This is a genomic window from Streptomyces sp. NPDC002734 (assembly GCF_040295685.1).
In the GTDB taxonomy this organism is placed as follows: Bacteria; Actinomycetota; Actinomycetes; order Streptomycetales; family Streptomycetaceae; genus Streptomyces.
Window position 1 is genome coordinate 56,591 of the sequence record NZ_JBEOVU010000003.1, and the last position, 24,839, is coordinate 81,429.

The following is a 24,839-nucleotide window of genomic DNA, read 5'->3' on the forward strand; positions in this document are numbered from 1 at the left end:
ACGGGCGGGCGCAGGCCCGAGCCTCCGTGGCGAGCGGCTCGCTCCACCTTGGGCAAGCCGACGGCACCGTGCGCGCGTGGCCTTGCCGCAGCGTGACCCAGCTGAGCCCGGTGGACAGCACCGTTCGATCCCCCGACCCGCCCCCTTCCCAGAGGGGCTTACCTGTCGTGGAGCGAGCCGTCGCGTGAGGACGTGAGGCCCTGCGCCCACCCGTGCCGCCCAGCGGCACGATTGCCCGCAGGGCGGGGGTCGGACGCCCCAGCTGCTGCCCCGGTGGGTTTGGTCGTACCGCCCGGGGCCGTGGTGGGAACCCCCGGGCCCCGTGCCGTCGCGGGGGCTCAACGCGCGCGGGGGTGGGGGTGGCGGCCTAGGCTGGACGGGGGTGTCCGGAGGAGGTGGGCCGTATGGGGATCGTCGTCGGGAGGCGGGGGCGGACGCTGAGCGAGCGGGACCCCGAGGTCGCGGGGATCCTGGCAGCGGAGTCGCACCGCCGCCACACCACACTCCAGCTGATCGCCGCCGAGAACTACACCTCGCCCGCCGTCCTGGAGGCCCTCGCCTCACCCCTCGCGGACAAGTACGCCGAGGGCTACCCCGGCAACCGCTTCCACGGCGGCTGCGCCTACGCCGACCTCGCCGAGCGGACCGCGGTGGAACGCGCCCAGGACCTCTTCGGCGCCGCGCACGTGAACGTGCAGCCCCACTCCGGTTCCGCCGCCGTGCTGGCCGCGTACGCCGCCCTGCTGCGCCCAGGGGACCCCGTGCTCGCCCTCGGGCTCGCGTACGGCGGGCACCTCACCCACGGGTCGCCCGCCAACTTCTCCGGCCGCTGGTTCCGCTTCACCGGCTACGGCGTCGACGCCGAGTCGGGCCTGCTGGACTACGAGCAGGTCCGGGCGCTGGCCCGGGCGACGAAGCCGAAGGCCGTGGTCTGCGGGTCGATCGCGTACCCCCGGCACATCGACCACGCCGCGTTCCGGGAGATCGCCGACGAGGCCGGCGCCTACCTGATCGTCGACGCCGCGCACCCCATCGGCCTGGTGGCGGGCGGCGCCGCGCCCAGCCCCGTGCCGTACGCGGACGTCGTCTGCGCGACCACGCACAAGGTGCTGCGCGGCCCGCGCGGCGGGATGCTGCTGTGCACCGAGGAGCTGGCCGAGCGGATCGACCGCGCGGTCTTCCCGTTCACGCAGGGCGGGGCCCCGATGAACGTGGTCGCCGCGAAGGCGGTGGCCTTCGGGGAGGCGGCCACGCCCGCGTACGCGCGCTACGCGCACCGCACGGTCGCCAACGCCCGCGCCATGGCGGAGCAGCTCGCCGAGGAAGGGCTGCACGTCACCACCGGCGGCACCGACACCCACCTGATCACCGCCGACCCGGCGCCGCTCGGCGGCCTCGACGGCCGCGCCGCCCGCGATCTGCTCGGCGCCGCCGGCATGGTTCTCGACACATCCGCACTGCCTCACGACAGCCGGGGTATCCGCCTGGGAACGGCTGCCGTGACGACTCTCGGGATGGGGGAGGAGGAGGCGCGGACCATCGCGTCCCTGGTGGGGCGGGCTCTGCGCGGCGACGTCGACGGGGCGCGCGCCGGGGCACGCGAGCTGGCCGAGGCCTTCCCGCCGCCGTACCCCGACCCCCACGGGTGAAACCGTCGCGGCCACCCGGAAGTCATCACTTGTGACCGTCCCTCGCTAGGGTGGGGTCGGAGTTGGCCAGCGAGATCTGTGGGGAAGCCCGTGCGTGAATACCTGCTGACGCTCTGCATCACGGCCGCGGTGACGTACCTCCTGACGGGTCCGGTGCGGAAGTTCGCGATCGTGGCAGGCGCCATGCCCGAGGTGCGGGCGCGTGACGTGCACCGTGAACCGACCCCGCGGCTGGGCGGCATCGCGATGTTCTTCGGCATGTGCGCGGGTCTGCTGGTCGCCTCGCAGCTGACCAACCTCGGCCAGGTCTTCGAGCGGTCCAACGAACCGCGGGCGCTGCTCTCCGGCGCGGCGCTGATCTGGATCATCGGCGTGCTGGACGACAAGTTCGAGCTGGACGCGCTGATCAAGCTGGGCGCCCAGATGATCGCGGCCGGTGTGATGGTCATGCAGGGCCTCACCATCCTGTGGCTGCCCGTGCCGGGCGTCGGCATGGTGGCGCTCACCTCCTGGCAGGGCACGCTGCTGACCGTGGCGCTGGTGGTGATCACCATCAACGCGGTGAACTTCGTCGACGGCCTCGACGGCCTGTCGTCCGGCATGGTGGCCATCGCCTCGCTGGCGTTCTTCCTGTACGGCTACCGGATCTGGTACGGCTACGGCATCGAGGCGGCCGCCCCGGCCACCCTGTTCGCCGCCATCCTGATCGGCATGTGCGTGGGCTTCCTGCCGCACAACATGCACCCGGCGCGGATCTTCATGGGCGACTCGGGATCGATGCTGATCGGCCTGGTCCTGGCGGCCGGGGCCATCTCCATCACCGGCCAGATCGACCCGGACGCGATGAGCCTGTTCGCCGGCGGCGAGCGCAGCGCGGTGCACGCGACCGTGCCGGTCTACATCCCGCTGCTGCTGCCGCTGACCATCATCGCGATCCCCGCCGCCGACCTGGTGCTGGCCATCGTGCGCCGTACCTGGCGCGGCCAGTCGCCGTTCGCCGCGGACCGCGGCCACCTGCACCACCGGCTGCTGGAGATCGGCCACTCGCACAGCCGGGCCGTGCTGATCATGTACTTCTGGTGCGGACTGATCGCCTTCGGGGCGCTGTCGTACTCGGTGACCGCGGCGTCGATGTGGATCGTGCTGAGCGTCGCCCTGCTGAGCGCCCTGGGCCTGGTGCTGCTGCTGATGCCGCGCTTCACGCCGCGGGCCCCGCGCTGGGCGGAGGCGCTGCTGCCGCCGCGCTACCGGCGCCTGCGGGGCGAGCCGGCCGACGAGGCCGAGGCGAGCTCCCATGACGTCGCCGAGGAACGCGCACCGGGCCACGAGGCCGAGCCGCGGCCCGCGGGCGCGCACGACGCCGCCCGCGAGCCCGGCGGGCAGGTGGGCGCCGGGGAGCCCGAGGGGCCGGACGAGCCGGCGGCAGGCGGGGTCCGTGAGCCGGTGGCGGTCGGCGCGGCCCGCGTCGCCAACGGCGCCTCGGCGGTGGGGCACCGCACCCGCTTCCGCCGCCCCTGACCCCCGTGACCCCAAGGTAAGAATCCTCCTAGAGCTTGACCCGCCCGAGGGACGCTCTTGGGGAGTGCTTGGGCGGGCAAATCACCCCTATACCAGGCAAGAGGTGCGGCGAATCGTTACTGGCGCGCCGCTTAGCCCCCTCGTGTGACAGCAGGCACACGAAGTAGGTAAAGACCTCATCAAATAGTTTGTGATAGCGTTCACGAGTAGCCCGGACCGGAGCCGGACCAGCGCGTACGGCGGCCCCTCGGCCGCCCGGTGCGACGGTCTCCCGGCCCCAGGTTCTCTCTCACACCCCGGGTCTACGCTCGTCCATGACGACACCCTGCCCCCCTCAGCAAGCGGAGTTGCCGCCATGCCGTCCAACGACGTTCGGATGCTCACCCACACCGCCGTGCCCACGGCCGCCGCCGGCGCGATCACCGCCGTCATCAGCGGCGTGGTCGCCGGCGGCAAGGGTGCTCTCGGCGCCGTCGTCGGGACGCTGGTGGTCATCCTCTTCATGGGGATCGGGCTCTACGTACTGCAGCGCGTCGCGAGGTCGCTTCCGCACCTGTTCCAGGCCATGGGACTGATGCTCTACACGGCACAGATCCTGTTGCTGTTCTTCTTCGTGGCCGTGTTCAAGGACACGTCGCTGTTCCACCCCAAGACCTTCGCGATCTCGCTGGTCGTCGGCACCATCACCTGGGTCGCCGCGCAGGCACGGGCGCACATGAAGGCCAAGATCCTGTACGTCGAACCCGAGTCGACCGAGAACGAGAAGTCGCAGAAGACGGGGCGCTCGTCGTGAGGGGTGGGGGCGCGGGAATCTCAGCTGAGCGTTCCTGCTATCGTCCGTTGCCGACTGCGGCATCGCGGGCGCGGGCATGCGAGCTGACGCCTGCTCGAACGCGAGGCTTGATGCCCCCCGGCCGCCCCCACATCCGTAAGACCAGTCCCGTGCCGAACAGCGGCCTCGTGCCGCGCCGACACAACGAGGTTGCCGTACCTATGCGCCACGCTGAAGGAGCCCGCGGTGAGTGCTGACCCGACGCAGGTGCTCGCCTTCGAGACCGACTGCCACATCTTCGATGGCTGTGGCTTCCCGGCTCCGGGCCTGCACTCGTTCCTGTTCGAGCCCCTGTGGGGCGACGCGGACAGCAACCTGTACTTCAACAAGTCGATGCTCCTCGCCCTCCTGGGTTCGGTCATCGTGATCGGCTTCTTCTGGGCCGCCTTCCGCAAGCCGAAGATGGTTCCCGGCAAGCTGCAGATGGTGGCCGAGTTCGGCTACGACTTCATCCGCCGCGGTGTGGTCTACGAGACCCTCGGGCGCAAGGAGGGCGAGAAGTACGTCCCCCTGGTCGTCTCGATGTTCTTCTTCATCTGGATGATGAACCTCTGGTCGGTCATCCCGCTCGCCCAGTTCCCGGTGACGGCGATCATCGCCTACCCGGCGGTCCTGGCGCTCATCGTCTACGTCCTGTGGGTGAGCCTGACCTTCAAGCGCCACGGTTTCGTCGGCGGCTGGAAGAACATCACCGGTTACAACAAGGACCTCGGCCCGGTTCTGCCGCTGGCCATGCTGATCGAGTTCTTCTCGAACCTGCTGGTCCGCCCCTTCACCCACGCGGTGCGACTGTTCGCGAACATGTTCGCGGGCCACACGCTTCTGGTGCTCTTCACGATCGCCAGCTGGTACCTGCTGAACGGCATCGGCATCGCCTACGCCGGCGTCAGCTTCATCATGGTCATCGTGATGACGGTCTTCGAGCTGTTCATCCAGGCCCTGCAGGCGTACGTCTTCGTGCTGCTGACCTGCACCTTCATCCAGGGCGCGCTCGCAGAGCACCACTGAGTCGAACGCCCGTAGGACCCGACCCCCAGTCGTCCGGTGGCCAACCCCCACCGGTCCGTTGAGAAAAGGAAGAACTGGCATGTCCACTCTTGCCGCAGTTACCGGTTCTGTCGCCTCCATCGGCTACGGCCTCGCCGCCATCGGCCCCGGCGTCGGCGTCGGCATCATCTTCGGTAACGGCACCCAGGCGCTGGCCCGCCAGCCCGAGGCCGCCGGCCTGATCCGTGCCAACCAGATCCTCGGCTTCGCCTTCTGTGAGGCGCTCGCCCTCATCGGTCTGGTCATGCCGTTCGTCTACGGCCAGTGATCTAACGATCCCCACCAGCCGACTAGACGAAAGGCATTGACATGAGCCAGCTGCTCACGATCGCGTCCGAGGAGGTCCAGAACCCCCTCGTGCCGCCGGTCCCCGAGCTTGTCATCGGCCTGATCGCCTTCGTCATCGTCTTCGCCGTCTTCGCCTGGAAGCTCCTCCCGAACATCAACAAGGTTCTGGAAGAGCGCCGCGAGGCCATCGAGGGCGGTATCGAGAAGGCCGAGGCCGCTCAGACCGAGGCCAACAGCGTGCTCGAGCAGTACAAGGCTCAGCTCGCCGAGGCCCGCCACGAGGCCGCGCGCCTGCGCTCTGAGGCGCAGGAGCAGGGTGCCGCGCTCATCGCCGAGATGCGTGCGGAGGGCCAGCGCCAGCGCGAGGAGATCATCGCCGCCGGTCACGCGCAGATCGAGGCCGACCGCAAGGCCGCCGCGACCGCGCTGCGCCAGGACGTCGGCAAGCTTGCCACCGACCTGGCCGGCAAGCTCGTGGGCGAGTCCCTCGAGGACCACGCCCGTCAGAGCCGCGTCATCGACCGCTTCCTCGGCGAGCTCGAGGAGAAGGCCGAGGCCGCGCGATGAACGGAGCGAGCCGCGAGGCCCTGGTCGCCGCCCGTGAGCGACTCGACGCGCTGACGGACTCCACGTCCGTCGACGCGGCGCGGCTCGCCGACGAGCTGGCCGCCGTCACCGCGCTGCTCGACCGCGAGGTGTCGCTGCGTCGGGTCCTCACCGACCCGGCGCAGTCCGGAGAGGCCAAGGCCGACCTGGTCCAGCGCCTGCTGGGCGCCCAGATCGGCGGTCCGGCCACCGACCTGGTGTCGGGCATGGTCCGGTCCCGCTGGTCCGCCCCGCGCCACCTGGTGGACGCGGTGGAGGAGCTGGCGAACCTCGCCGACCTCACGGCGGCCCAGAAGGCCGGCGCCCTGGACGACGTCGAGGACGAGCTGTTCCGGTTCGGCCGGATCGTCGCCTCGAACGCCGGCCTGCGTGCCGCGCTGACCGACCGGTCGGCGAGCGCCGAGGCCAAGAGCGGTCTGCTGAGCAGGCTGCTCGGCGGCCGGGCGAACGCCGTCACCGAGCGCCTGGTGATCCGTCTGGTGACCGCGCCGCGTGGACGTAGCCTGGAGGCGGGACTCGAGTCCCTCGCCAAGCTCGCCGCCGACCGCCGTAACCGGATGGTCGCCGTGGTCACCTCCGCGGTGCCGCTGAGCGAGATCCAGAAGCAGCGCCTCAGCGCCGCGCTGGTCAAGCTCTACGGCCGCGCCATGCACCTCAACCTGGACGTGGACCCCGCGGTCCTCGGCGGGATCCGGGTGCAGGTCGGCGACGAGGTCATCAACGGCTCGGTCGTGGACCGCATCGAGGACGCCAACCGGCGCCTCGCGGGCTGACCGGGTCGCGACAGCGAGCCGAACACAGCAAGCAGTACGTATTTACGGCCCTGGTTGGGCCGTGCAGAGGATGCAAAGTTTCTGGGGGAGCCCCCCAGATTCCCCCAAGAAACTTCGGGCCCAACAAGGAGAGCAGGGAACCCAGATGGCGGAGCTCACGATCCGGCCGGAGGAGATCCGGGACGCGCTGGAGAACTTTGTCCAGTCGTACAAGCCGGACGCGGCCTCGCGCGAGGAGGTCGGTACGGTCACCCTTGCCGGCGACGGCATCGCGAAGGTCGAGGGTCTTCCCTCGGCCATGGCCAACGAACTGCTGAAGTTCGAGGACGGCACCCTCGGCCTCGCCCTCAACCTCGAGGAGCGCGAGATCGGTGCCATCGTCCTCGGCGAGTTCAGCGGCATCGAGGAGGGCCAGCCGGTGCACCGCACCGGAGAGGTCCTGTCGGTCGCCGTGGGCGAGGGTTACCTCGGCCGCGTGGTCGACCCCCTCGGCAACCCCATCGACGGCCTCGGCGAGATCGCGACCGAGGGCCGCCGCGCCCTCGAGCTGCAGGCCCCCACGGTCATGCAGCGCAAGTCGGTGCACGAGCCGATGGAGACCGGCTACAAGGCCGTCGACGCGATGACCCCCGTCGGCCGTGGCCAGCGTCAGCTGGTCATCGGTGACCGCCAGACCGGCAAGACCGCCCTGGCCGTCGACACGATCATCAACCAGAAGGCCAACTGGAAGACGGGCGACCCGAAGAAGCAGGTCCGCTGCATCTACGTCGCCATCGGCCAGAAGGGCTCCACCATCGCGTCGGTCCGCCGCGCGCTGGAGGAGAACGGCGCTCTGGAGTACACGACCATCGTCGCCGCCCCGGCGTCCGACCCGGCCGGCTTCAAGTACCTGGCGCCGTACACCGGTTCGGCCATCGGCCAGCACTGGATGTACCAGGGCAAGCACGTCCTGATCATCTTCGACGACCTGTCGAAGCAGGCCGACGCCTACCGCGCCGTGTCGCTGCTGCTGCGTCGTCCGCCGGGCCGCGAGGCCTACCCGGGTGACGTCTTCTACCTGCACTCGCGTCTGCTGGAGCGCTGCGCCAAGCTCTCCGACGACATGGGCGCCGGTTCGATGACCGGTCTGCCGATCGTCGAGACCAAGGCCAACGACGTCTCGGCGTTCATCCCGACCAACGTCATCTCCATCACCGACGGCCAGTGCTTCCTGGAGTCGGACCTCTTCAACGCCGGTCAGCGCCCCGCGCTGAACGTCGGTATCTCCGTCTCCCGAGTCGGTGGTTCCGCGCAGCACAAGGCGATGAAGCAGGTCTCCGGCCGTCTGCGTGTCGACCTGGCCCAGTTCCGTGAGCTCGAGGCGTTCGCCGCCTTCGGTTCCGACCTGGACGCCGCGTCGAAGGCGCAGCTGGAGCGCGGTCAGCGCATGGTCGAGCTGCTCAAGCAGGCTCAGTACCAGCCGATGGCCACCGAGGAGCAGGTCGTCTCCGTCTGGGCCGGCACCACCGGCAAGATGGACGAGGTCCCGGTCGTGGACATCCGCCGCTTCGAGTCGGAGCTGCTGGCGTACCTGCGTCAGAACGAGTCGGGCCTGCTGCTGTCGATCCGCGAGGGCGGCAAGATGTCGGACGACACCCTGACGGCCGTCGCCGACGCCATCGCCGCGTTCAAGAAGACGTTCACGACGTCGGACGGCAAGCTGCTCGGCGAGGACGCTCCGGTTTCCGTCTCCAAGTGACGTAAGGAAGGGACCTGACTCATGGGAGCTCAGCTCCGGGTCTACAAGCGTCGCATCCGATCCGTCACCGCGACCAAGAAGATCACCAAGGCGATGGAGATGATCGCCGCCTCGCGTGTCGTCAAGGCGCAGCGCAAGGTGGCGGCCTCCACGCCGTACGCGACCGAGCTCACCCGCGCGGTCACGGCGGTGGGCACCGGCTCGAACACGCGCCACCCGCTGACCACGGAGGCGGACAACCCGACCCGTGCCGCGGTCCTGCTCCTCTCGAGCGACCGCGGCCTGGCCGGCGCGTTCAACTCCAACGCCATCAAGGCGGCGGAGCAGCTCACCGAGAAGCTCGAGGCCGCGGGCAAGCAGGTCGACACGTACATCGTCGGCCGGCGTGGTCTGGCCCACTACAACTTCCGGGAGCGCAAGGTCTCGGGACAGTGGACGGGCTTCACCGACGAGCCGACGTACGCGGACGCCAAGCTGGTCGCGGCGCCGCTGATCGAGGCGATCGAGACGGAGACGGCCGAGGGTGGTGTGGATGAACTCCACATCGTCTACACCGAGTTCGTGTCGATGATGACGCAGACCGCCATCCAGGCTCAGCTGCTTCCGCTCAAGCTCGAAGAGGTCGCGGAGGAGCTCCCCGCCAAGGGCGAGATCCTTCCGCTGTACGACTTCGAGCCGTCCGCGGAGGACGTCCTCGACGCCCTGCTGCCGCGGTACGTCGAGAGCCGTATCTACAACGCGCTGCTGCAGTCGGCCGCTTCGAAGCACGCCGCCACCCGGCGTGCGATGAAGTCGGCCACCGACAACGCCGGAGAGCTCATCGAGACGCTCTCCCGGCTTGCCAACGCGGCCCGCCAGGCCGAAATCACCCAGGAAATCAGCGAGATCGTCGGTGGCGCAGGCGCCCTGGCCGACGCGACCGCGGGGAGTGACAACTAATGACCACCACTGTTGAGCCGACCGCTGGCGCGGGCGTGGCCTCCGGCCGCGTCGCGCGGGTCATCGGCCCGGTCGTCGACGTGGAGTTCCCCGTCGACGCGATGCCGGAGATCTACAACGCCCTTCACGTCGAGGTGGCCGACCCGGCCAACGCCGGCGTGAAGAAGACGCTGACCCTCGAGGTCGCCCAGCACCTGGGCGACGGCCTGGTCCGCGCCATCTCCATGCAGCCCACCGACGGTCTGGTCCGCCAGGCCCCGGTGACCGACACGGGCACGGGCATCACCGTCCCGGTCGGCGACTTCACCAAGGGCAAGGTGTTCAACACCCTCGGCGAGGTGCTGAACTCCGACGAGTCCTACACCGGTGAGCGCTGGACCATCCACCGCCAGGCGCCGAACTTCGACGAGCTCGAGTCGAAGACCGAGATGTTCGAGACCGGCGTCAAGGTCATCGACCTGCTGACCCCGTACGTCAAGGGCGGCAAGATCGGCCTGTTCGGCGGTGCCGGCGTCGGCAAGACGGTGCTCATCCAGGAGATGATCTACCGCGTCGCCAACAACCACGACGGTGTCTCCGTGTTCGCCGGTGTCGGTGAGCGCACCCGTGAGGGCAACGACCTGATCGAGGAGATGTCGGACTCCGGCGTCATCGACAAGACCGCGCTGGTCTTCGGTCAGATGGACGAGCCGCCGGGCACCCGTCTGCGCGTGGCCCTGGCCGGTCTGACCATGGCGGAGTACTTCCGCGATGTGCAGAAGCAGGACGTGCTGTTCTTCATCGACAACATCTTCCGCTTCACCCAGGCCGGTTCCGAGGTGTCGACCCTGCTCGGCCGTATGCCCTCCGCGGTGGGCTACCAGCCGAACCTGGCCGACGAGATGGGTCTCCTCCAGGAGCGCATCACCTCGACCCGTGGTCACTCGATCACCTCGATGCAGGCGATCTACGTCCCCGCGGACGACCTGACCGACCCGGCCCCGGCCACCACCTTCGCCCACCTCGACGCGACGACGGTTCTCTCCCGTCCGATCTCCGAGAAGGGCATCTACCCGGCCGTGGACCCGCTGGACTCCACGTCCCGGATCCTGGACCCCCGCTACATCGCGGCGGACCACTACAACACGGCCATGCGCGTCAAGGGGATCCTCCAGAAGTACAAGGACCTCCAGGACATCATCGCGATCCTCGGTATCGACGAGCTCGGCGAGGAGGACAAGCTCGTCGTCCACCGTGCCCGTCGCGTGGAGCGCTTCCTGTCCCAGAACACCCACGTCGCCAAGCAGTTCACCGGCGTGGACGGTTCGGACGTGCCGCTGGACGAGTCGATCACGGCGTTCAACGCGATCTGTGACGGTGAGTTCGACCACTTCCCGGAGCAGGCGTTCTTCATGTGCGGTGGCCTCGAGGACCTCAAGGCCAACGCCAAGGAGCTGGGCGTCTCCTGAACCCCCGGGTTCTGAGAGCCGGTTGAGGTGAGGAGGGCCCGTCTTCGGGCGGGCCCTCCGCCTCCTCCCCGCTTCCCCTCCGGGACGACGTTCCCGGGACCCCCGTCTTCGGACGGGTCTAGACTTTGACCCAACACCCGGCATACCGCCGGGTGGTGACCCGAGGAGCCACCCTTGGCTGCTGAGCTGCACGTCGAGCTGGTCGCTGCCGACCGCCAGGTCTGGTCCGGCGAGGCCACCCTGGTCGTGGCGCGCACCACCTCCGGCGACATCGGCGTCATGCCCGGTCACCAGCCGCTGCTCGGTGTGCTGGAGTCGGGCCCCGTGACCATCCGTACGGTCGGCGGTGAGACGGTCGTGGCAGCGGTCCACGGCGGTTTCATCTCCTTCGCGGACAACAAGCTGTCGCTGCTGGCCGAGATCGCCGAGCTGTCGGACGAGATCGACGTCCAGCGCGCGGAGCGGGCGCTGGAGCGCGCGAAGTCGGACGCCGACGCCTCCGCCGAGCGCCGCGCCGACGTCCGCCTGCGGGCGGTGTCGGCTCGCTGACCCCGGCGCGCCCGGCGCGCGCTGCGCACGCGCGTGACTCAGCCGCGGCCGGTTCCGGAACACTCCGGAACCGGCCGCGGCTGAGGTGAATCCGGAGACGGTTCCCGCGTTACCGGTTTTCATCTTTGCCAGTTGACAGGTTCCCAGTTCTAGGAGACGAGGAGGTCGGTGCCGATGATCCTCGCTCTGACTGTGATCGGGACGCTGGTGGTGCTCGCGGGGGTGGGTCTGTTCGCCTTCGGGATGCGGCGCCGGCTGATCCAGCGGTCGGGGGGCACCTTCGACTGCAGCCTGCGCTGGGAGGCGCCCGCGCCGGCCCAGGGCGGTGACGGCGACGGCAAGGGCTGGGCGTACGGGGTGGCCCGGTACAGTGGCGACAGCATCGCCTGGTACCGGGTCTTCTCGTACTCGCCGCGGCCGCGCCGGATGCTGGAGCGGTCCGCCATCGAGGTGGTCGGCCGGCGGCTGCCGGAGGGCGAGGAGGAGCTGGCGCTGCTGCTGAACGCGGTGGTGCTGGTGTGCGTCCACCGGGGCACGCGGCTCGAGCTGGCGATGACGGACGACGCGTTGACGGGGTTCCTGGCGTGGCTGGAGGCGGCGCCGCCGGGACAGCGGGTCAACGTCGCGTAGACGCGACGCGAGCATCTGGCGGGGGCTGCCTGGGGGCGGCCCCCGCTTCGTTTTCCGGGCCTCCGGCCGTGGCCGCACCTCCCTGCGGGCAGCCTGCGGGCGGCTGGGCCGCCCAGGGGGCGATGGGGGTCCTCCCCCAGACTTCGTCCGGGGGTACCCCCACCTGCTCGAGCGAAGCCGAGATCTTGGGGGAGGGCGGGCGCAGGGCGGCGCCTCCGCGGCGAGCGGTTCGCACCACCCCGCGCAAGCCGACCGTGCTGTGCACCCGACCCGCACACCGAGGGCCGCCGCCCGCAGCACGGCGGGTACCCAGGCCCTCTCACGGGACAGCCTGCGGGAACGCGGAAGCGGGGGCGGCCGGTGGGCCGCCCCCGCTTCGTGGTGCTGTGTGGTGCCAGACGGTGCTACAGGTTGCTGGAGATGGCGTTCACCAGCTCGCCGTTCGCGGTGTCACCGCTGAACTCCCAGAAGAACGCGCCGCCCAGGCCCTGGGACTTGGCCCAGGACATCTTGCCCGCGATGGTCGCCGGGGTGTCGTAGGACCACCACTGCGTGCCGCAGTGGGCGTAGGCGGTGCCGGCGATCGTGCCGGTGGCCGGGCAGGAGTTCTTGAGGACCTTGTAGTCCTCGATGCCCGCCTCGTACGTGCCGGGCGCCGCACCGGTCGCCGTGCCGCCGGGGGCGGACTGGGTGACGCCGGTCCAGCCGCGGCCGTAGAAGCCGATGCCGAGCAGCAGCTTCGCGGACGGAACGCCCTTCGACTTCAGCTTCGCGATCGCGTCGGCGGAGTTGAAGCCCGCGGTCGGGATGCCGGAGTACGAGGTGAGCGGCGAGTGCGGGGCGGTCGGACCGGTGTTGGCCCAGGCGCCGAAGTAGTCGTACGTCATCACGTTGTACCAGTTGAGGTACTGCGCGGCGCCGCCGTAGTCGGCCGCGTCGATCTTGCCGCCGCTGGAGCCGTCGGCGGTGATCGCCGCGGTGACCAGGTAGTCCGAGCCGAACTCGGTGCGCAGCGCGGAGACCAGGTTCTTGAACGCGGCCGCACCGGAGGTGTCGCAGGTCAGGCCGCAGGCGTTCGGGTACTCCCAGTCGATGTCGATGCCGTCGAAGACGTCGGCCCAGCGCGGGTCCTCCACCACGGCCTTGCAGGACTTGGCGAACGCCGCGGCGTTCTGCGCGGCCTGGCCGAAGCCGCCGGAGTAGGTCCAGCCGCCGAAGGAGTACAGGACCTTGATGTGCGGGTACTTCGCCTTCAGCTTGCGCAGCTGGTTGAAGTTGCCGCGCAGCGGCTGGTCCCAGGTGTCGGCGACGCCGTCGACCGACTGGTCCGCGGTGTACGCCTTGTCGGTGGCGGCGAAGGCGTCGTCAAGGACGCACTGCCCGTTCTTCACGTTGCCGAACGAGTAGTTGATGTGCGTGATCTTCGAGGCGGAGCCCGAGGTCACCAGGTTCTTGACGTGGTAGTTGCGGCCGTAGATGCCCCACTCGGTGAAGTAGCCGAGCTTGACCTTGTCGCCGGGCGGCGGGTCGGTGGGCGTGGTGGAGCCGCCGGTGGTGCGGACCGCGACGGAGCCGCTGAGCGGACCGGTCTGGTCGGCGGTGTCCCGGGCCAGGACGGCGTAGGAGTAGTCCGTGCCGGCGGTCAGACCGGAGTCGGTGTACGAGGTGCCGGTGACCGTGGCCACCTTCACGCCGCCGCGCAGGACGTCGTAGTTCTTGACGCCCTTGTCGTCGGTGGCCGCGGTCCACGCCAGCTTGACCGAGGTGTCGGTGATGTCCGAGGCGGTCGGCTTGCCCGGGGCGGACGGGGCGCTGTCGCCGGGCACGGAGGGCCCGCCGTCACAGGAACCGCCGTTGACCGTACAGGAGGCCGGGGAGCCGGTGCCGGAACCGTTGAAGCCGAAGGAGATGGAGGCGCCCGCGGCGAGGGAGCCGTTCCAGCCCAGGTTCTTGGCGGTCCAGTGGTTGCCGGAGCTGGTGACGGTGGCGTCCCAGGCGGAGGTCACCTTGGTGCCGGTGGGGAAGTCCCACTCGACGGTCCAGGAGGAGAGAGCGGTGGTGCCGGTGTTCTTGACCGTCCACTTGCCTTCGAAGCCGGTGCCCCAGTCCTGCGTCTTGGCATAGGTGGCGGTGACGGAGGTGGCCGCCTGGGCCGGCGTGGCCAGCCCGACCAGTCCGGCGAGGGGAAGGACGAGCGTGGCGACTGCCGCCGTCACGCGCTGTCTGAAGCGCATCTGCGCCTCCTCGGGGTGAGGGTGAGGGGGGTGCTACGGCTCCGAGCCACTTGACGAGGCCATGACGCCGAGCGGTGCGGTCAGAGTAGAAAGGTCTGGACCACCGGTCAATAGGTCTGGACCAATGCAGGTTTCTTGAGTAAACCCAGGCCCCCGACCTGGGGCTCCTGACCTCAGCGCAGTCCCAACTCCTGCGCCAGCACCGCCGCTTGGAGCCGACTGCGCAGCTCGAGCTTGGCGAGAAGGCGGCTGACGTGCGACTTCACCGTAGCCTCTGCCATCTCCAGACGGGTGGCGATCTCGGCATTGGACAGCCCTTCGCCGAGGCAGCGGAGCACCTCCCGCTCACGGGGTGTCAGGGACTTCACAGCCTCCGCCCCGGGACCCGTCGCGCGCGGCGGGCGGTCCTGTGTCCCGGCGGCGAAGGCCGCGATCAGCCGCCGGGTGACGGCCGGGGCGATCAGTCCCTCGCCGCGCGCCACCGTCCGCACCGCCTCCAGCAGTTCGGCCGCCTCCGCGCTCTTCAGCAGGAAACCGGCCGCGCCCGCGCGCAGGGTGCCGAAGACGTACTCGTCGAGGTCGAAGGTGGTCAGCACCAGCACGTCGGCCAGCTGCTCCGCGGTGATCCGCCGGGTGACGCCCACGCCGTCGAGCAGCGGCATCCGCACGTCGGTCAGCACCACGTCCGGCCGCAGTTCGCGGGCCAGCTCCACCGCCCGCTCCCCGTCCGCCGCCTCGCCGACCACCTCGATGTCCGGCGCGCTGCGCAGGATCAGCACCAGTCCGGCCCGCACGGCCGACTGGTCCTCGGCGACCACCACCCGGATCACGACCTCACCCTTCCCCGTCCGGCACCGGCAGAACCGCCCGCACCACCCATCCGCCCTCCTGGGGCCCCGCCTCGAACGTCCCGTCCACCAGCAGCGCCCGCTCCCGCATGCCGGTCAGCCCGGCCCCCGCGCCCGGAGCCCTGGGCGGCTGCCCGCCCGGCGCCGTGAGGGCGCTGGTGACCACCACCCGCAGGGCGCCGCCGGCCCGCTCCACGGCGACCGTCACCGGGCCGGGCGCGGCGTGCTTGAGGACGTTGGTCAGCGACTCCTGCACGATCCGGTAGGCGGCCAGTTCCACCGGCGACGGCAGGTCCCACCCCGCCTCGGGGGCGGGCGTCACCGTCACCGGGAAGCCCGCCGCACGGACCCCCTCGGCCAGCGGCCCGACGCCCTCCAGGGTGGGCACGGCGGACGGCTCCAGGTCCTCGCCCCCGGCCCGCAGCAGGCCGATCAAGCGGCGCATCTCGGTCAGCGCGGCGACGCTGTTCTCCCGGATCACGCCCAGCGCCTCGCGGGAGGTGTCCGCGTCGTCCAGCGACAGCGCCGCCGTCGAGTGCACCGCCACGGCCGACAGGTGTCCGGCGATCACGTCGTGCAACTCCCGTGCCATCCGCGTGCGTTCGGCGGTCACGGCCTGGGCGCGGTCCAGCTCCGCCAGCCGCGCGGTCTGCTCGGCCTCCCGCCGCGCGGCCCGCGCCGCGTCCCGGTGGTGGCGCACCAGCGCCCCGGTGGCGGCCGGGCCGAAGGCCACCAGGCCCACCCCCAGGCCGAGCATCAGCGAGTAGGCGTCCTGCCAGGTGAACACGCCCCAGGCGATCGCCGCCAGGGCGAGCCCCCCGGTGACCTGCGGCAGGCGGCGGGCCGGCCGGGCGCCGCCGTAGACGGCCGCCGCGTACATCAGGTCGGTGAAGAGGAGCAGGGTCGCCAGACTGCCGGTGGTGAACTGGTCGGCCACCAGGGCCGCCGTGCCGTCGGCCAGGGCCGCCCACGGGTGCACGCGGCGCAGCACCTCCAGCGCCGACATCACCGTCAGCGGGACCAGCACCCACCAGCCGGGCACGTCCCGCGCCGGATACATGTCCAGGCCCACCGCCCACAGCAGCAGGCCCAGGGCCAGGCCGCCGAGGGCCGTGGCCACGTCGAAGGGGCGCGGGCCCGGCGGGGAGCCGTCGAGGGTCATGACCCCATCCAACACACTCCGGCCGCCCGGCACATCGGACCGGCGCGCAACCGCCCGGGGGCGGACCTCCATCGAAGGATGCAGGGCGATCTCGTCGCCGCGGTCGATGCGCCCGCGCGGGGCGGGGGAGAGGGTGGAGGGGAGAAAAGAGGAGGGACCCGACGTGATCCTGGCCCTGATCATCGCCTGCGAGGTCGGCTTCTGGGTGCTGCTCGCCGCAGGGCTGGCCGTGCGGTACCTGCTGCGCCGGCGGAGGGCGAGCACCGTCCTGCTGCTGTGCGAACCGGTGCTGGAGGTGGTGCTGTTCGTGGTGACCGTGATCGACCTGCGGGGCGGCGCCGAACCGAGCTGGGAGCACGGACTGGCGGCGCTCTACATCGGCTTCACCGTCGCCTACGGGCACTACACCATCACCTGGCTCGACGGGCACGCCGCGCACCGCCTGGCCGGCGCCCCGCGTCCGCCGAAGCCCCCGCGGTACGGCATGCCCCGCGCCCTCCACGAGGGGCGCCTGTGGCTGCGCACGGTGCTCGCCGCCGCCGTGGCGGCCGCCCTGCTCCAGGGCGGCATCCTCCACCTCGGCGACGACGGCGACACGTCCTCCCTGCGGGCCTTCCAGGGCACGGCGCTGAGGATCGTGCTCGTGCACGGGGTGATCGCCCTCAGCTACCTGCTCTTCCCCAAGCGGGACAAGGGCGGGCAGAGCGAGGACGCCGCCCCGCGGGCCTCAGCGCTCGCCGCCCGGGACCCACAGCACGTCGCCGGTGGAGAGGTTCGCCACCCGCGCGAGGATGCTGTGTCTTCCGGGGGCAACCCCCGGACCCCCGGCCGGGAGGCCTCAGCGCTCGCCGCCCGGGACCCACAGCACGTCGCCGGTGGAGAGGTTCGCCACTCGCGCGAGGATGAACAGCAGGTCTGACAGCCGGTTGAGGTACGTGGCGGTCAGGGGGTTCATCGTCTCCCCGTGCTCCTCCATCGCCGCCCAGGTCTGCCGCTCGGCCCGGCGCACCACCGTGCACGCCTGGTGGAGCAGCGCCGCCCCCGCGGTCCCGCCCGGGAGGATGAACGAACGGAGCTTCTCCAGGCGGTCGTTGAAGCGGTCGCAGTCCTCCTCCAGCCGGTCCACGTAGAACTGCTCGACCCGCAGCGGCGGGTACTCGGGGTTCTCCACGACCGGCGTCGACAGGTCGGCGCCCACGTCGAACAGGTCGTTCTGGACACGGGTGAGGACCGCGACGACGTCCTCCTCCAGGCCGCCCAGGGCGATGGCCGTGCCGATGACCGCGTTGGCCTCGTTGGCGTCGGCGTAGGCGGAGATGCGGAGGTCCGTCTTCGGGACCCGGCTCATGTCACCGAGGTTGGTGGTGCCCTTGTCCCCGGTACGGGTGTAGATGCGCGTCAGATTGACCATGCGCACAGCCTAGGCAACGCCGGGCCCGGGGAGGCCTTGGGTGTGACGTCCGTCAAATGAGACGTGACGCGCGTTACTTAGCGGTCACGAGTGTCCCGCCGGGCGCTAATGTCCGACCCGAAGACACGAGAACAGGGAGTGGCAGTGGCAGGAAAGCTCGCCGTCATCGGGGCCGGCCTCATGGGTTCCGGCATTGCCCAGGTCTCCGCGCAGGCGGGTTGGGACGTCGTCCTGCGCGATGTCACCGACCAGGCGCTGGAGCGGGGTCTCGGGGGCATCAAGGCCTCGTACGACAAGTTCGTGAGCAAGGGCAGGCTCGACGCCGCCGACGCCGAGGCCGCGCTGGCCCGGATCACGCCCACCACCGACCTGGACGCCGTCGCCGACGCGGACATCGTGGTCGAGGCGGTCTTCGAGAAGATCGAGATCAAGCACGAGATCTTCCGGGCGCTGGACAAGATCGTCCGCGAGGACGCGGTGCTCGCCTCCAACACCTCCGCCATCCCGATCACCAAGATCGCCGCGGTGACGGAGCGCCCCGAGCGGGTGGTGGGCGCGCACTTCTTCTCGCCGGTGCCGATGATGCAGCTGTGCGAGCTGGTCCGCGGCTACAAGACCAGCGACGAGACCCTCGCCCGCACGCGGGAGTTCGCCGAGTCGGTGGGCAAGACCTGCATCGTGGTCAACCGCGACGTGGCGGGCTTCGTCACCACCCGGCTGATCTCGGCGTTGGTCGTCGAGGCCGCCAAGCTCTACGAGTCGGGCGTCGCCAGCGCCGAGGACATCGACATCGCCTGCAAGCTGGGCTTCGGTCACGCGATGGGCCCGCTGGCCACCGCCGACCTCACCGGCGTCGACATCCTGCTGCACGCCACCAGCAACATCTACACCGAGTCGCAGGACGAGAAGTTCGCCCCGCCGGAGCTGATGCGCCGAATGGTGGACGCCGGTGACATCGGCCGCAAGAGCGGGCAGGGCTTCTACAAGCACTGATCGCGTGACGATCACGGGCCCGGCCCGTACACCGGTACCGAGATCACCCTCAGCTTCACTCGCGAGGGTGATTTCGGTATCGGTTCGCTTACAGACGGCAACTTCTGTCCCCAACAAGGCGTCAGAAGTGGCATCACCGTATGCACACGGTGATACAAGACGCATTCCCGGGGAGCGCTTATGTTCATCAGGGGCGACCACGCCGAGCTGGTCGTCGGGGGCCGCCTCGACGTCCGCAGCGCGGCGGACGCCCGTACGGTCCTGCACTCCGCCGTCGACGACGGCGTCGGCGACCTGGTCCTGGACCTCACGGAGCTCCACTCCTGGGACGCCACGGGACTGGGCGTGATCATGGGCGTGCACCGGCGGGCCGGCCGGGCCGGACGCCGTCTGGTGCTGCGCGGCGTGCCGCCGCAGATGCAGCGGCTGCTGGTGGCCACCCGGCTGCACCGCATCCTCGCCATCGAGGGCGGCCTCGCCGCCGACAGTCTGCCGCGCGTCTGACGGCCCGGCAGCCCCTCGCACCGCCGGACCGCTCGCGGGCCCCATCCGTGGCGCGGCGGTCTGTCCCCCGCCGCGAATCCACATCAGACTGTGACGTCGCGGACGGGGCCGCACCCCGGCTGTTCGGAGATACTTGCCGAGGTTTAAGGTTCGGTCGCCCGCCGACCCGACATCAGACTTTCCCTACGGCGGCCCGGACCGGAAGCGAGCGCGCGGTGTGCGGCACGGCCGGGAGGGGCTCGGCACACGACGCTTTGGGGGCTTTGGACCATGGACCCGAACAGCCGACGGCCTGAGGAGCGCGGCCACCGGGGGAGCGGCCGTCCGTCGCGCCCGCGTCCGCCCCGCGACGCTCTCACACCCGACTTCGGCCAGCACGCGCCCGCGGTGCGCCGCACCACCGAGATCTTCGTCGACGACCTGCTGCTGACCGTCAACCCCGTCGACGGCAGCGAGATCGAACTCTGCCCGCCCGAGCGGACGCCGGGGCGCCCTCCCAGGATCACCGCCGAGCAGCGTGCCGAGGCCGAGCGGGCCGCGGCCCGCGCCGCCGCGGCCGTCGCCGACATGGGCGCCGCCGCGGCCTCCGGCCTGCCGGCGCTGCCGCTGCTCGAGCGGCAGGAGGAGCGCGAGGAGGTCGTGCGGCTGCTGGCCCGCGGCCGCTCCGCCCGCCTGGTCGGCCCGTCCGGCTCCGGCCGCAGCCGGTTCCTCGACGTCGTCGCCGACGACTGCGCCGACCTCGCCCCCGACGGCGTGATCCGCCTCAGCGGACTCGGCCGCGACGCCGACGAGCTTCTCGACGACCTCTTCCACGCCGCCTACGACGCTGCGCGCCGCCGCCCCGCCGAGGACGAACTGCGGGAGCTGCTCGGCGAGGTGGGCGCCGTGGTCGTCGTCGACGACATCGCCTTCGGCGGAGCCGACCTCGCCCGGCTCCTGGACGCCACCCCCGAGTGCGCCTTCCTGATATCGGCGACCCCCGAGGTCCCCGAACCCCCCGCCGAGGCGCTGATGGAGACGGTCACCCTGACCGGCCTCACCCGCTTCGCCGGACTCCAGCTGCTCGGCCACGCCGCCGGCCGCACCCTCACCGACGAGGAGACCACCTGGGCGGGCGACCTCTGGTTCGAGTCGGAGGGCCTGCCGCTGCGGTTCGTCCAGGCCGGCGCGCTGCTGCGGCAGCGGGACCGGCTGCGCGCCGCCACCGACGCCGTCGACGAGGTGGGCGTCTTCGAGGACGCCGTGGTCGTCCCCGACACGGAGCTTCCCTTCGACACCCGCGAGGAGGCCGCCCCGCTGCCCTCGCTGGCCGAGGGCGCCGCGCCCGCCCCGCTGCTCGCCTCCCGCCTGTCCCCCTCCGCGCGCGACGCGCTGCGGTTCGCGGTGGCGCTCGGCGGCGAACTCCCGCACTCCGCCCACTGGCCCGCCCTGGTGGGCGACACCCACGCCGACGCCGCGCTCGGTGAACTCCTCGGCTGCGCCCTGGTCTCACCCGCGGGCGGCCGCCACCGGCTCGCCGCCGGGGTGCTGGCCCAGCTGGAGGCCGCCGGATACCGGGACGGCGCCGAGGAGCGGATCCGTACCGCCGCCGAGCACTACGCCTGGTGGACCGGACACCAGTCGGTCACCGCGGACCGGGTCCGCGCCGAGGCCGACGCGGTGCTCGCGGCGCTGACCGCGCTCCCGCCCTCCGCCGACGAGCTGGTGCTGCGGCTGTCCCGCAACGCCGCCCCCGCCTTCGCCGCCGGGCTCGCCTGGACGGCCTGGGAGCACACCCTGCGCACCGGCTCCGAAGCGGCCCGTCTGGCCGGCGAGGCCGCCGACCAGGGCTACTTCCACCACGAACTGGGCGTGCTGGCGCTCTGTCAGGGCCGCTACGACCGGGCGCGCACCGCACTGGACGCGGCCGTCGCGCTGCGGACCACCGCCTCCGACAAGCGGGGGCTGCTCGCCGGGCGCCGCGCGCTGACGCTGGTCGCCGACCGCACCGGCGACGTGCCCGGCGTGGACCCGGTGGCCGCCGGCGGTCCCGCGGGCGCACCGGTCCCGGCCACCGCGCAGAGCAGCGCCGCGCTGGCCGCCCTCGCGGCGTTCGAGGCGTTCGGCCCCGGCCCGGGGGACACCGCGCAGGACGCGGCCCCCAAGGACGAGGCCGACGCCGCGCGCCAGGGGTCGACCGTGTTCGTCGGCGACGCCCCCGTCATCCGCCGCCCCGAGCCCGCGGGCAGGGGACGCGGCCTGGTGGGCGGCGCGCGCAAGAACCTCGTCGCGGCCGGCGCCGGCGCGCTGCTGGTCGCCGTGCTGGGCACCGTGGTGACGCTGGGCGCCACCGGCGGGGACCAGGACACGCCGACCGAGGGCACCGGCCCCAACCCGTCCGCCAGCCAGGGCTACGGCGACGAACTCGACGCCGACGAGGCCGCCGGCACCAGCGACAGCGGCGACACGGGCGACGCCACCAGCCGCCCCACCGACCCCGGCCCCGACGGCGTGCCCGGCACCCCCGACGACCCGGCGACCCCCACCGCGGGCCCCGGCGCGACGGCCGACGAGGACGAGAAGGAGCCGGACGGGGAGCCGAGCAGCAGCAGCAGCTCCAAGCCGACGAAGAAGCCCACCACCAAGCCGCCGTCCGGCACCACCGGCGGTTCGAGCGGGGGCACGACCTCGGGCAGCCCCTCGGGGAGCCCGTCCGGCAGCCCGACGGGTGGCACCGACGAAGGGGCCAGCGAGGGCACGACCGACGGCAGCGCCTCCGAGGGAACCACCGACGGCGCCACGACCGAGGGCAGCACCACGGACGGCGCCGACGGCGGGAGCGAGACCACCGGCAGCGGGTCCGCGCCGTCCCTGACGAGCGCCCCCGCGGTCGACGCGTCGGAGGCGCCGCCGATCGCCTGACCGTCGCCCCACGACGCGAACCGCCCCCACGGAGACGATCCGTGGGGGCGGTGGCGTACGCGGGCCGGGGCGGCGGTCCGTGCGCGGGGCGCGTGGCCCCGCGGCGCCGCGGCGCCGGGGTGTGGCCGCGGCGGCGGGTGCCCGCGCCGCTCAGAACAGGCGGAGCTTGTCGTCCTCGATGCCGCGCAGACCGTCGTAGTCGAGGACCTGGCAGGCGATGCCCCGGTCCGTCGCCAGCACCCGGGCCTGCGGCTTGATCTCCTGCGCGGCGAACACGCCCCGCACCGGTGCGAGCAACGGGTCGCGGTTCAGCAGCTCCAGATAGCGCGTCAGCTGCTCGACGCCGTCGATCTCCCCACGCCGCTTGATCTCCACGGCCACCGTCCGCCCCTCGGCGTCGCGGCAGAGGATGTCGACCGGGCCGATCGCCGTCATGTACTCGCGGCGGATCAGCGTGTAGCCCTCGCCCAGGGTCTCGATGCGGTCGGCGAGCAGCTCCTGGAGGTGCGCCTCCACGCCGTCCTTGATCAGGCCCGGGTCCACGCCCAGTTCGTGCGAGGAGTCGTGGAGGATCTCCTCCATCGTGATGATCAGCTTCTCGCCGCCCTTGTTGATCACCGTCCAGACGCCGGCCTCGTCGCCCGTGCCCTCCTTGAGGGTGCACGGCGGCGACATCCAGTTCAGCGGCTTGTAGGCGCGGTCGTCCGCGTGGATCGAGACGCTTCCGTCCGCCTTGACCAGGATCAGGCGGGGAGCGGACGGCAGATGAGCGGTGAGGCGCCCCGCGTAGTCGACGGAGCAGCGGGCGATGACAAGACGCATGGTCGGCAACGCTACTCGACCCACGGCGGTCCACGCGATTCGCCCTCGAAGGGCCATGTTCGGTTCTGGCTGATTGTGTGCGGAGCGCGACGATTCATATCCGGTCAAGTACGCCGTCTCCTGGTGCGCGGCGCGTTCGCGTGCCTACCGTAGTGAACGGGCGGTCGTGACGCGGGTACAGAGCGTGTCCGCGGTCCGCGACGTCCCTTCCCGTCCGGCAACCCCCTTCGCCGAGGGGGTGCGAGAGGAGTACTCATGTCGCTCGACGTCTCACCGGCCCTGCTCGAACAGGCCGAGCGAGGCGAGGTCGACGAAGCGGCTTTCGTCGACTGCGTCCGGACCTCCCTGCCCTACGCGTGGGAGATGGTCAGCTCCCTGGTGGCCCAGCTCAAGGTGGACGGCGGACCGTTCGCCGACAACCAGACGCCGCCGCCGGACGAGCAGGCACGGGGCCAGCTCCTGCGCGCGCTCGCCAGCGACGCGATCCGGGGGGCCCTGCAGCGCCACTTCGGTGTGCGCCTCGCGTTCCAGAACTGCCACCGCGTCGCGGTGTTCCCGCTGGACGGGAGCGACGAGCGGCTGGCCCGCTTCACCTCCACGCGCGCCCAGCTGCTCAACCAGTCCCCCGACCTGCGGGACTGCTGACTCCGCGCGGCACGGACCGGGGCCCCGGCGAGGACGGACACACTCTCGCCGGGGCTCCGGACCGGCCCTTCCCGCCCCGCCGACCGGGACGCCCGGCCGGCCCCTCACACCAACCGCGGCAGCACCTCGCCGCCGAGCCGCCGCAGGTTCTCCTCGGTGGCCGCGAGATCCCCCGACCCCTCGGTCAGCAGCGCGAAGCGCCGGATCCCGGTGACCTCCGCGGTGGCGGCGAGCCGGTCGGCGCACCACCCGGGCGTTCCCACCGGGTGCAGCCCGCAGAGCATCTCGGTGTACGCGTACGGATCGCGCATCGCGCGCACCCGGCCGTCCACCGTCACATGGGCGGCAAGGCCCTGTTTCAGCCAACCCGGCATGGCCTTGAGCAGCGTCTCCCGGGCATCCTCCGGCCGGTCGGCGATCTGGCAGACGCCGGCCGAGACGTGGCCCGCGGAGCGGATCTCCTCCTCCGGCCGCCCCGCCGCCCGCGCGTGCTCCTGCCAAGCGCGCACCATCGCGGCCTTCTCCTCGTCCCCGACGTGCATCCCCAGCAGCATCGGCAGGCCCCGCCCACCGGCCATCCGCACCGTCGCCGGCGAGGTGCACGCCACCACCACCTCGGGGGCGGCACCGCCCTCCAGCGCCTCGGACGCCCGGGGCACCACCGGTACCTCGCGGAAACGGAAACGACCGGAGTCCCCCGCGACCGTGGGCTCGCGCAGGGAACGCAACAGCAGGTCCAGGGAGTCGGGGAACCCCTGCTCGTACGCCTCCAGGCCCGCGCCGAAGACCTCCAGGTCCACCCAGGGACCGCCCCGGCCCACGCCCAGCGAGAAGCGTCCGCCGGAGGTGATGTGCAGCATCGCGGCCTGCTCGGCGAGGGCGACCGGGTGCACCGTGGGCAGCACGCTGACCGCCGTGCCGACCCGCAGTCGCCGGGTGCGGCCGAGCAGGGCCGCGGCCAGCGTCACGGCCGAGGGGCAGACTCCGTACGGCACGAAATGGTGCTCGGCCAGCCACACCTGGGCCAGCCCCGCCTCCTCGGCGACCTCCGCGGACCGGACCGCGCGGTGCAACGCCTCGGCGTGACCCTGGCCCGGGAACTGGGCGGCGACGACAAAACTTCCGACGTGCATGGACACTTCCTGCTTTCCTGGCTCCCGAGTCGGAGCTCCCCCACGCGGCATAACCGCCTGACACGTGCCGAGGTCACGGCCGGGCCCAGGAATTTGCGGATTGTCTGCAGAATGGGTCGCCGGTGGGCGCCGAGTGGACGGCAGAGGCCGGTGTCCGGTCGGACCGCAC

Annotated in this window: 22 protein-coding genes and 1 pseudogene; 17 read left to right on the forward strand and 6 right to left on the reverse strand. The window is 71.6% G+C overall.

Annotated elements, in window-relative coordinates; translation table 11 throughout:
* Nucleotides 1-404 precede the first annotated feature (404 nt).
* From glyA to ABT026_RS03660, 12 genes are all read left to right on the forward strand, one after another.
* Nucleotides 405-1,649, forward strand: coding sequence for a serine hydroxymethyltransferase (gene glyA / locus ABT026_RS03605; RefSeq protein ID WP_351111756.1), 1,245 nt, complete (start codon nucleotides 405-407; stop codon nucleotides 1,647-1,649).
* A 90-nt stretch (nucleotides 1,650-1,739) separates the two neighbouring features.
* Nucleotides 1,740-3,167 (forward strand): MraY family glycosyltransferase, encoded by a 1,428-nt coding sequence (locus tag ABT026_RS03610; protein WP_351111758.1) that lies wholly within the window; start codon nucleotides 1,740-1,742, stop codon nucleotides 3,165-3,167.
* A gap of 355 nt (nucleotides 3,168-3,522) precedes the next feature.
* Nucleotides 3,523-3,960, forward strand: coding sequence for a Cg1360 family ATP-synthase-associated protein (locus tag ABT026_RS03615; protein WP_351111760.1), 438 nt, complete (start codon nucleotides 3,523-3,525; stop codon nucleotides 3,958-3,960).
* A 225-nt stretch (nucleotides 3,961-4,185) separates the two neighbouring features.
* Nucleotides 4,186-5,007, forward strand: a complete 822-nt coding sequence (atpB, locus tag ABT026_RS03620) for a F0F1 ATP synthase subunit A (RefSeq protein WP_351111762.1) — start codon at nucleotides 4,186-4,188, stop codon at nucleotides 5,005-5,007.
* 79 nt (nucleotides 5,008-5,086) lie between these two features.
* Complete coding sequence (atpE, locus tag ABT026_RS03625; RefSeq protein WP_108954361.1) at nucleotides 5,087-5,314, forward strand: ATP synthase F0 subunit C; 228 nt, start codon at nucleotides 5,087-5,089, stop codon at nucleotides 5,312-5,314.
* A 41-nt stretch (nucleotides 5,315-5,355) separates the two neighbouring features.
* Entirely contained in the window at nucleotides 5,356-5,901 is a 546-nt protein-coding gene (locus ABT026_RS03630) for a F0F1 ATP synthase subunit B (RefSeq protein ID WP_351111764.1), read from the forward strand.
* Nucleotides 5,898-6,713 carry a F0F1 ATP synthase subunit delta gene (locus ABT026_RS03635; protein WP_351111766.1) on the forward strand — a complete coding sequence of 272 codons (816 nt, stop codon included), beginning with the start codon at nucleotides 5,898-5,900 and terminating at the stop codon, nucleotides 6,711-6,713. Before ABT026_RS03630 ends, ABT026_RS03635 begins: the two co-directional genes overlap by 4 nt.
* 145 nt (nucleotides 6,714-6,858) lie before the next feature.
* Nucleotides 6,859-8,451 carry a F0F1 ATP synthase subunit alpha gene (gene atpA, locus ABT026_RS03640; protein ID WP_351111768.1) on the forward strand — a complete coding sequence of 531 codons (1,593 nt, stop codon included), beginning with the start codon at nucleotides 6,859-6,861 and terminating at the stop codon, nucleotides 8,449-8,451.
* Nucleotides 8,452-8,472: 21 nt separating this feature from the next.
* Complete coding sequence (locus tag ABT026_RS03645; RefSeq protein WP_351111770.1) at nucleotides 8,473-9,390, forward strand: F0F1 ATP synthase subunit gamma; 918 nt, start codon at nucleotides 8,473-8,475, stop codon at nucleotides 9,388-9,390.
* The gene (gene atpD, locus ABT026_RS03650) at nucleotides 9,390-10,838 is read left to right on the forward strand and encodes a F0F1 ATP synthase subunit beta (RefSeq protein ID WP_351111772.1); all 1,449 of its coding nucleotides are present in this window, start codon (nucleotides 9,390-9,392) and stop codon (nucleotides 10,836-10,838) included. Before ABT026_RS03645 ends, atpD begins: the two co-directional genes overlap by 1 nt.
* Before the next feature lie 174 nt (nucleotides 10,839-11,012).
* On the forward strand, nucleotides 11,013-11,387 hold the full coding sequence (locus ABT026_RS03655) for a F0F1 ATP synthase subunit epsilon (RefSeq protein ID WP_351111774.1): 375 nt from the start codon (nucleotides 11,013-11,015) through the stop codon (nucleotides 11,385-11,387).
* 174 nt (nucleotides 11,388-11,561) lie between these two features.
* Nucleotides 11,562-12,017 carry a DUF2550 domain-containing protein gene (locus ABT026_RS03660; protein WP_351111776.1) on the forward strand — a complete coding sequence of 152 codons (456 nt, stop codon included), beginning with the start codon at nucleotides 11,562-11,564 and terminating at the stop codon, nucleotides 12,015-12,017.
* Between the two features lie 404 nt (nucleotides 12,018-12,421).
* Here the strand turns inward: ABT026_RS03660 and ABT026_RS03665 are convergent, their stop codons facing one another.
* The 3 genes from ABT026_RS03665 to ABT026_RS03675 all read right to left on the reverse strand — a co-directional run bounded on the left by ABT026_RS03665 (nucleotide 12,422) and on the right by ABT026_RS03675 (nucleotide 16,261).
* Nucleotides 12,422-14,251, reverse strand: a complete 1,830-nt coding sequence (locus ABT026_RS03665; RefSeq protein ID WP_351111778.1) for a glycosyl hydrolase family 18 protein — start codon at nucleotides 14,249-14,251, stop codon at nucleotides 12,422-12,424.
* Between the two features lie 173 nt (nucleotides 14,252-14,424).
* Nucleotides 14,425-15,081 (reverse strand): response regulator, encoded by a 657-nt coding sequence (locus ABT026_RS03670; RefSeq protein WP_351111780.1) that lies wholly within the window; start codon nucleotides 15,079-15,081, stop codon nucleotides 14,425-14,427.
* A 4-nt stretch (nucleotides 15,082-15,085) separates the two neighbouring features.
* Nucleotides 15,086-16,261, reverse strand: a complete 1,176-nt coding sequence (locus ABT026_RS03675; RefSeq protein ID WP_351111782.1) for a sensor histidine kinase — start codon at nucleotides 16,259-16,261, stop codon at nucleotides 15,086-15,088.
* 163 nt (nucleotides 16,262-16,424) lie between these two features.
* On the opposite strand from ABT026_RS03675, the pseudogene ABT026_RS03680 reads away from it, so the two are divergent.
* Nucleotides 16,425-17,006: pseudogene (locus ABT026_RS03680) on the forward strand (hypothetical protein); the annotation flags it as partial.
* Between the two features lie 93 nt (nucleotides 17,007-17,099).
* On the opposite strand, the gene ABT026_RS03685 reads toward ABT026_RS03680, so the two are convergent.
* On the reverse strand, nucleotides 17,100-17,672 hold the full coding sequence (locus ABT026_RS03685) for a cob(I)yrinic acid a,c-diamide adenosyltransferase (RefSeq protein ID WP_351111784.1): 573 nt from the start codon (nucleotides 17,670-17,672) through the stop codon (nucleotides 17,100-17,102).
* A gap of 144 nt (nucleotides 17,673-17,816) precedes the next feature.
* On the opposite strand from ABT026_RS03685, the gene ABT026_RS03690 reads away from it, so the two are divergent.
* The 3 genes from ABT026_RS03690 to ABT026_RS03700 all read left to right on the forward strand — a co-directional run bounded on the left by ABT026_RS03690 (nucleotide 17,817) and on the right by ABT026_RS03700 (nucleotide 22,070).
* On the forward strand, nucleotides 17,817-18,665 hold the full coding sequence (locus ABT026_RS03690) for a 3-hydroxyacyl-CoA dehydrogenase family protein (protein WP_351111786.1): 849 nt from the start codon (nucleotides 17,817-17,819) through the stop codon (nucleotides 18,663-18,665).
* A 180-nt stretch (nucleotides 18,666-18,845) separates the two neighbouring features.
* Entirely contained in the window at nucleotides 18,846-19,169 is a 324-nt protein-coding gene (locus ABT026_RS03695; protein WP_351111788.1) for an STAS domain-containing protein, read from the forward strand.
* Nucleotides 19,170-19,439: 270 nt separating this feature from the next.
* On the forward strand, nucleotides 19,440-22,070 hold the full coding sequence (locus tag ABT026_RS03700; protein WP_351111790.1) for an ATP-binding protein: 2,631 nt from the start codon (nucleotides 19,440-19,442) through the stop codon (nucleotides 22,068-22,070).
* Nucleotides 22,071-22,220: 150 nt separating this feature from the next.
* Here ABT026_RS03700 and nucS read toward each other — a convergent pair whose 3' ends face one another.
* Nucleotides 22,221-22,892, reverse strand: a complete 672-nt coding sequence (nucS, locus tag ABT026_RS03705; protein ID WP_170145087.1) for an endonuclease NucS — start codon at nucleotides 22,890-22,892, stop codon at nucleotides 22,221-22,223.
* A 255-nt stretch (nucleotides 22,893-23,147) separates the two neighbouring features.
* On the opposite strand from nucS, the gene ABT026_RS03710 reads away from it, so the two are divergent.
* Nucleotides 23,148-23,537: an SCO5389 family protein gene (locus tag ABT026_RS03710; RefSeq protein WP_351111792.1), complete on the forward strand. Its 390-nt coding sequence runs from the start codon at nucleotides 23,148-23,150 to the stop codon at nucleotides 23,535-23,537.
* A gap of 104 nt (nucleotides 23,538-23,641) precedes the next feature.
* On the opposite strand, the gene ABT026_RS03715 is transcribed toward ABT026_RS03710, so the two are convergent.
* Nucleotides 23,642-24,670 (reverse strand): LLM class flavin-dependent oxidoreductase, encoded by a 1,029-nt coding sequence (locus ABT026_RS03715; RefSeq protein WP_351111794.1) that lies wholly within the window; start codon nucleotides 24,668-24,670, stop codon nucleotides 23,642-23,644.
* Between the last annotated feature and the right edge of the window lie 169 nt (nucleotides 24,671-24,839).

Bases quoted from the DNA above. Each gene is read 5' to 3' on its own strand.
- glyA (WP_351111756.1), top strand. From the start codon at position 405: ATGGGGATCGTCGTCGGGAGGCGGGGGCGGACGCTGAGCGAGCGGGAC.
- ABT026_RS03615 (WP_351111760.1), top strand. From the start codon at position 3,523: ATGCCGTCCAACGACGTTCGGATGCTCACCCACACCGCCGTGCCCACG.
- atpE (WP_108954361.1), top strand. From the start codon at position 5,087: ATGTCCACTCTTGCCGCAGTTACCGGTTCTGTCGCCTCCATCGGCTAC.
- ABT026_RS03630 (WP_351111764.1), top strand. From the start codon at position 5,356: ATGAGCCAGCTGCTCACGATCGCGTCCGAGGAGGTCCAGAACCCCCTC.
- ABT026_RS03635 (WP_351111766.1), top strand. From the start codon at position 5,898: ATGAACGGAGCGAGCCGCGAGGCCCTGGTCGCCGCCCGTGAGCGACTC.
- atpA (WP_351111768.1), top strand. From the start codon at position 6,859: ATGGCGGAGCTCACGATCCGGCCGGAGGAGATCCGGGACGCGCTGGAG.
- ABT026_RS03645 (WP_351111770.1), top strand. From the start codon at position 8,473: ATGGGAGCTCAGCTCCGGGTCTACAAGCGTCGCATCCGATCCGTCACC.
- atpD (WP_351111772.1), top strand. From the start codon at position 9,390: ATGACCACCACTGTTGAGCCGACCGCTGGCGCGGGCGTGGCCTCCGGC.
- ABT026_RS03660 (WP_351111776.1), top strand. From the start codon at position 11,562: ATGATCCTCGCTCTGACTGTGATCGGGACGCTGGTGGTGCTCGCGGGG.
- ABT026_RS03665 (WP_351111778.1), bottom strand. From the start codon at position 14,251: ATGCGCTTCAGACAGCGCGTGACGGCGGCAGTCGCCACGCTCGTCCTT.
- ABT026_RS03675 (WP_351111782.1), bottom strand. From the start codon at position 16,261: ATGACCCTCGACGGCTCCCCGCCGGGCCCGCGCCCCTTCGACGTGGCC.
- ABT026_RS03685 (WP_351111784.1), bottom strand. From the start codon at position 17,672: ATGGTCAATCTGACGCGCATCTACACCCGTACCGGGGACAAGGGCACC.
- ABT026_RS03695 (WP_351111788.1), top strand. From the start codon at position 18,846: ATGTTCATCAGGGGCGACCACGCCGAGCTGGTCGTCGGGGGCCGCCTC.
- ABT026_RS03700 (WP_351111790.1), top strand. From the start codon at position 19,440: ATGGACCCGAACAGCCGACGGCCTGAGGAGCGCGGCCACCGGGGGAGC.
- nucS (WP_170145087.1), bottom strand. From the start codon at position 22,892: ATGCGTCTTGTCATCGCCCGCTGCTCCGTCGACTACGCGGGGCGCCTC.
- ABT026_RS03710 (WP_351111792.1), top strand. From the start codon at position 23,148: ATGTCGCTCGACGTCTCACCGGCCCTGCTCGAACAGGCCGAGCGAGGC.
- ABT026_RS03715 (WP_351111794.1), bottom strand. From the start codon at position 24,670: ATGCACGTCGGAAGTTTTGTCGTCGCCGCCCAGTTCCCGGGCCAGGGT.